Source organism: Kumtagia sp., from assembly GCF_059502445.1.
Map to the genome: position 1 here is coordinate 61,319 of NZ_JCACER010000036.1, position 6,179 is coordinate 67,497.

A 6,179-nucleotide genomic window follows, 5' to 3' on the forward strand; every position below is an offset into this window, starting at 1 on the left:
ACTCGTGAGGACGTACACGAGAGGAGTTGTCTCCGCACGTTTCTTCTTGCCGAAAGGTCTATAGCCACTCCTATCTAGCCGCTCTTTCCCAGGAAACAATTGTCTCTCGCAACGTTCGCGAATAAGTTGTGCGCAACGATGTCGGGAGGATTGTTATGGCAATACTGAAATGGAGCTCCGAAACACTCGCGAACACCACCGCGATTGGTGACCAGGATCAACCGGCCGTCGCTGCTCTTGCCAGCGGCGGCTTCGTTGTTATGTGGCGCGACCAAGGGCCGGCCGACGCCGTTGTCCGGTTCCAAATCTACAACGCCCTGGGCGTGCCTGTCGGAGCCGAGCAGGTGTCCGGCAGCTTTGCCGGCGACCAATCCGGTCCCTCCGTCGTCGGCCTCGCGGACGGTACGTTCTTCTTTCAGCAGGGCAACAGCGACGGTGCCAATGTCGATATCAGCGGCAGGGTGCTCACAGGCACCGGCACGGCGGTTCGTACCCAGAGCGCATTCGACGGCAGCGCCGTAGCAGGCGAGCCCGATGTCGCGACGGTTGGTCCATTCGGAACAGTTGCCGTTTGGACCAACTTCAGCGCTGGCGCAGGCAATATCATAATGCGCGGCTTCAACAACGACGGTACGGAGCGCTTTTCCGCCTTCACAGTCAACACCAATGCAGCTGGCTCCCTTGCCGCCCAGCAAAGTCAGGCAGCCGTGGCATCGTCGACCGGAAACGGCGACATCGCAGTGGTCTGGCGGGACCTCGGGCTTAATGGTGGAGACATCCGTTGCCGGGTATTCAACAGCTCTGGCACCCAAAAGGCAGCCGAGTTCACGGTGAACGCTGTAACCTCGGATCTGCAAGGAGAGCCAGACATCGTGTGGCTTGACGACAGCCGGTTCCTCGTCGTGTGGGTGTCGGAAACCACCGCAAATCCTCAAGGCGATGGAGACGGAACGTCCATTCAGGGCCGCCTCTTCCGCAGCGACGGCGTAAGCTTGACTGACCAATTCCTGATCAACGCGACAACCAGCGGGGATCAATCCAGCCCGACAGTGGTGGCGTTGCCGAACGGTGGATTCGCGGTGGCATGGACGGACGCCAGCGGCACCGGCCTCGACCAGGACATGAACGCCATTCGTATGCGCGTCTTCGACGCTGGTGGAACTCCTGCAGGATCGGAAGTGGTGATCAACACCACAACCGACGGAAGCCAGACAGCACCCTCGCTGTCTGTTCTTGCCGATGGCCGCATCGTCGTCACTTGGGCAGACGGCAGTGCAACCGGCAACAACACGGACGGGAGCGCAATCCGCTTTCAGATCGTTGACCCGCGTGACGGGGTGATAGTCGGAACCGGGGGAGACGACACTCTTTACGGCCATGACGGCGCTGCCGACGAATTCAATGGAGGGAACGGCAACGACACGATGCACGGCCTGCGCGGCAACGATACCTTCTATGCGGGGAAAGGCAACGATACCGCCGTCGGCGGTCTCGGCGATGACGTCATGTTCGGGGCCGATGGTAACGATGTCCTGAACGGCGGCGCAGGCGTCGATCTGATGGATGGCGGCTTGGGCGACGACCTGTTCTTCGTCGACAGCAGCACTGATACCGTCATCGAACGGGCTGGGGAAGGCGCCAACGACCAAATCTCAACGAGCGCCAGTTACACGTTGGGTGCTGCCGTTGCCGTGGAGTTCCTTTTGGCCACGTCCGGCACCTCGGCGCTCAACTTGACTGGTAACGGCTTCAGCCAGCGGATCGTCGGCAATCAAGGCGCCAACGTTCTCGCGGACGGCGGCGGCGCAGCCGATCAGTTGTCGGGCCTGGGAGGCAACGACACCTATCTGGTAGATGCCTCCGGCACGACCATTGAGGAGAACTCAGAAGGGGGCAACGACACTGTCGTCACATCCGTGACCTTTGCGCTAGGTGCCGGCGTCTCCGTCGAAACCATCACCACAAACGTCACATCCGGCACTGCATCGATCAACCTCACTGGCAATGCGTTGCGTCAGACGATCATTGGCAACAACGGCGCGAATGTCTTTCATGACGGCGGCGTTGGCGCGAACGACACGCTGCAAGGCTTTGGAGGCAACGATACCTATAGAGTTTTCAACTTTTCACCCTGGATTCGAGAATCGGCAAAAGGTGGAACGGCAGATCGGGTCCTCGCTGCGGTCGACTTCCGCCTGTCTCCGGACACCTACGTGGAAATCATCACCACCAATGGTTCGATCGGGACCGCGGCCATCGACCTGACCGGCAACAAGGTAGCGCAGAGCATTACGGGCAATGCCGGCTCCAATATCCTCGATGGTCAGGGCGGCAACGACACGCTGACCGGGCTCGGCGGCAAGGACTTTTTTGCCTTTTCGTCGAGCCTCGGTCCAAGCAATGTGGACACGATCACCGACTTCAACGTGGCCGATGATACCATACAGTTGGAAAATGCCGTCTTCACGGCCCTTGCCACCACCGGGACCCTCGCAGCATCGGCTTTCCGCATCAACACGACAGGCCTGGCCGAGAGCGCCAGCGACCGCATCATCTACGAAACCGACACGGGCGAGCTCTATTACGACCACAACGGTAGCGCCGTCGGCGGTGGCGTCCTGTTTGCAAAGCTCGATCCGGGGCTTTCACTCACCAACGCCGATTTCGTCGTGATCTGAGTGGTTGGACACCAACGGTTGCAGCGCCGGCGGCGAACGCACAGACCTGCGCATGCGACAACCCTTGTCGCACGGCCTATTCTGTCGCACGCTTTGTCTGCCAGTACACGGGCAGGAAGACCCAAGTTTCTCTGAATTGTCTGGTGGGTGCGACAGGGATCGAACCTGTGACCCGCTGATTAAGAGTCAGCTGCTCTACCAACTGAGCTACGCACCCGGGACCGCCACGAGGGCGATGGGGGCGCATATACCCATGCATGCCGGGCCTGTCCAGCCCTTGAATACCGCAATCGCCGGACAAAATGCACATGGCTGCCCTGCGTCCGGCAACATGGCCGTCATCCGGGGAGTTGCCGGTCCGTTGCGGAGATCGGGCTTGCCACGTCAACGCGGCGGCGATGCCGGCGCGGTCGGCGCTGGACCGGTGTTTTCCGCCGCATGGGCCACCGGCGGCATGCCCGCATCGTGCTTGGCTTGGGCGCGCCTTTCGCGCAGAGTAGGCGCAAAGGGAACGCCGGTCGCGCGGCCGCGATAGAAGGAGAAAACCATGTCGACAGTGATCAAGGGCGGGACGATCGTCGCGGCCGACCGGACCTACGAGGCCGACATCCTGATCGAAGGCGAGACCATCGCGGCGATCGGCAAGGACCTGAAAGGCGACAAGACGCTGGACGCCGAAGGCGCCTTGATCATGCCGGGCGGCATCGACCCGCACACCCACCTCGAAATGCCCTTCATGGGCACCACCGCGGCAGAGACCTGGGAAAGCGGCACCTTCGCCGCGCTGTCCGGCGGCACCACGCTGGTCGTCGACTTCGTCATCCCCGGCCCCGACGGCATGCTCGCCGCGCTCGAGGACTGGCACGGCAAGGCGAAGCGCCAGGCCTCGGCCGACTATTCCTTCCACATGTGCGTCACCGGCTGGTCGAAGCAGCATTTCGACGAGATGGAGAAGGTGGTCGCGCGCGGCATCAACACCTTCAAGCACTTCATGGCCTACAAGGGCGCGCTGATGGTGAACGACGACGAGATGTTCGCCTCCTTCCAGCGCTGCGCCGCGCTCGGCGCCCTGCCGCTGGTGCATGCCGAGAATGGCGACCTGGTGGCCGCGCTGCAGCAGAAATATCTCGCCGAGGGCCTGACCGGTCCGGAGGGCCACGCCTATTCGCGGCCGCCCGAGGTCGAGGGCGAGGCGACCAACCGGGCGATCATGATCGCGGATGCCGCCGGCGTGCCGGTCTACATCGTCCACACTTCGAGCGAGCAGGCACATGAGGCGATCCGGCGCGCCCGCCAGAAGGGCATCCGCGTCTTCGGCGAGCCGCTGATCCAGCACCTGACGCTCGACGAGACCGAATATTTCAACAGGCAGTGGGACCATGCCGCGCAGCGCGTGATGAGCCCGCCCTTCCGCGACAAGAGCCACCAGGATTCGCTGTGGGCGGGGCTTTCCGCCGGCTCGCTGCAGGTGGTCGCCACCGACCACTGCGCCTTCACCACCGAGCAGAAGCGCGTGGGCGTCGGCAACTTCACCAAAATCCCCAACGGCACCGGCGGGCTCGAGGACCGCATGCCGGTGCTGTGGGCGAAGGGGGTCGAGACCGGCCGGCTGACGCCGAACGAATTCGTCGCGGTCACGTCCACGAACATCGCGCAAATCCTCAATATTTATCCGCAAAAGGGTGCGATTCTTCCCGGTTCCGACGCGGATCTGGTCGTCTGGGATCCGAAACTGTCCAAGACCATCTCGGCCGCGACGCAGAAATCGATCATCGACTACAACGTGTTCGAGGGTTTCAAGGTCTCCGGCCTGCCGCGCTATACGCTGTCGCGGGGCGAGGTGGTTTGGTCGGAGGGCCAGAACTCGCAGCCGCGCCCCGGCCGCGGTAAGCTGGTCGAGCGCAGGCCCTTCCCGGCGGTCAGCAAGGCGCTGTCGCAGTGGAAGGAACTGACCGCCCCGCGCGCCGTCACCCGCTCGGCCGAGCACATGCCGATCGGTGTGTGAGCACGACCGTGTCTTCCACAAGGCTGTCGACAGGACGGATACAGCAAGCGTCATCCTCGCCACGCCCTGCTTTTGCAGTCTGGCCATTGAAGGAAAGTGCGGGAAGCGGGGCGCGGGGCCGAGCCTCTCAAATTAAGTACGTGGCGCGGTGACCCGCGCCCCGCCGGCGTTCTTGCCCGTCCGCTAACCCGCATTCGCGCGACCTTCGCGGCTGGGGCCCGGGTCTCCAGCTCACGCCAGCCGCGCTACCGTTTGCGCGACCGACCCGGCGCCGACGCTCCCTCCTGATACCCGGTGCGCACCAGATTCCCGCAGGGAGCGGCTTTCGGGCGCAAGTATGCCGCAGGCGGAAACGGAGGGGATAGAAATTCGGTGCGTGGTAAGCGCTGGCGCGGCGAGAGGAGATCAAATATCGGCAACAATTGCCCTTTTCCCGGAAAAGCGCTGCCGCTCCAGGCTTGCACAGGCGGAAAGAACGAAAATTTGTCCCCTTTTTCGCAGCCGCGTCGAACGAGATCGTCATCGCCTCCCGCCTTGAAAACAATACCTTCGAACAAAGCTGACCCGGCCACATTCCCGGGCTAATCTCGGACGATGAGACGAATCCTGTCGGCACTGGCGATGGTGATCGCGCTGTCCGCGCCCGCTTCGGCCTGGACCTGGAGCGGCCATGCCATCGTCGCCGAGATCGCGGAGCGGCATCTTTCGCCGGAGGCGAAGAAGGCGGTGTCCGGCCTCCTGGCCGTCGAGGGCCAGAAATCGCTGGTCGACGTCTCGCTCTGGGCCGACCTCGTCAAGGTGCTGCGCATCCCCGGCCAGCCGTCGCATGTCGTGCGCCTTCCCCTCGATGGCAGCGGCTATGACGCGGCGAAGGTCTGCAGGAAGAACCGCTGCGCCACCGCCGCGGTCGAGCGCTATGTGGCGATCCTGCACGACCGGACAAGACCGGCGGACGAGCGCCTCGCCGCGCTGAAATACGTCGTCCATCTCGTCGGCGACCTGCACCAGCCGCTGCATGCCAGCGCCGACACCGGCGGCCGCGCCGTGGTGCTCGACGGCAAGGTGACCCGGCTGCACGACGTCTGGGACGATGCCATCGTCGCCCGGCAGGGCAAGGACTGGCACGAACTGGTCGACACCGTCGAAGCGGCGCCGACCGGACCGATCGTCCCGTCGACCCCGGCCGGCTGGGCGCTCGAGGGCCGCGACATCGCCCGCGACACCATCTTCACCGACCCGCGCATCGCCACGACCAGGCGCGACGTGCTGCCGACGCTGCCGGAGGCCTATCTCGACGACAACTGGCCCGTCGTGCGGGCACGGCTGAAGCAGGCGGGATACAGGCTGGCCCATCTGCTCGAAGAGGCGCTCGGGCCGGGTGATTGACGATTTTGCAGCGCCTGCAAAGGCGAGGAATTCGCTGCTTCGCACCCCCACCCCCAACCCCTCCCCACAAGGGCAGGGCTGTCCGGGGAAAGTTGTTGGTGAATCGAAAT

At 63.6% G+C, this 6,179-nt stretch carries 3 protein-coding genes and 1 tRNA gene; 3 read left to right on the plus strand and 1 reads right to left on the minus strand.

Annotation, left to right across the window (positions count from 1 at the left end):
• The first annotated feature begins 155 nt into the window (after window positions 1–155).
• A complete protein-coding gene (locus tag AC5JDC_RS13725; RefSeq protein ID WP_495841863.1) occupies window positions 156–2,678 on the plus strand; it encodes a hypothetical protein in 2,523 nt (840 codons plus the stop codon).
• A 141-nt stretch (window positions 2,679–2,819) separates the two neighbouring features.
• On the opposite strand, the gene AC5JDC_RS13730 is transcribed toward AC5JDC_RS13725, so the two are convergent.
• Window positions 2,820–2,895 (minus strand) — tRNA-Lys (locus AC5JDC_RS13730).
• Window positions 2,896–3,225: 330 nt separating this feature from the next.
• On the opposite strand from AC5JDC_RS13730, the gene hydA reads away from it, so the two are divergent.
• Window positions 3,226–4,683 carry a dihydropyrimidinase gene (gene hydA / locus AC5JDC_RS13735; RefSeq protein ID WP_495841865.1) on the plus strand — a complete coding sequence of 486 codons (1,458 nt, stop codon included), beginning with the start codon at window positions 3,226–3,228 and terminating at the stop codon, window positions 4,681–4,683.
• Window positions 4,684–5,277: 594 nt separating this feature from the next.
• Window positions 5,278–6,069 carry a S1/P1 nuclease gene (locus AC5JDC_RS13740; RefSeq protein ID WP_495841867.1) on the plus strand — a complete coding sequence of 264 codons (792 nt, stop codon included), beginning with the start codon at window positions 5,278–5,280 and terminating at the stop codon, window positions 6,067–6,069.
• Window positions 6,070–6,179 lie beyond the last annotated feature (110 nt).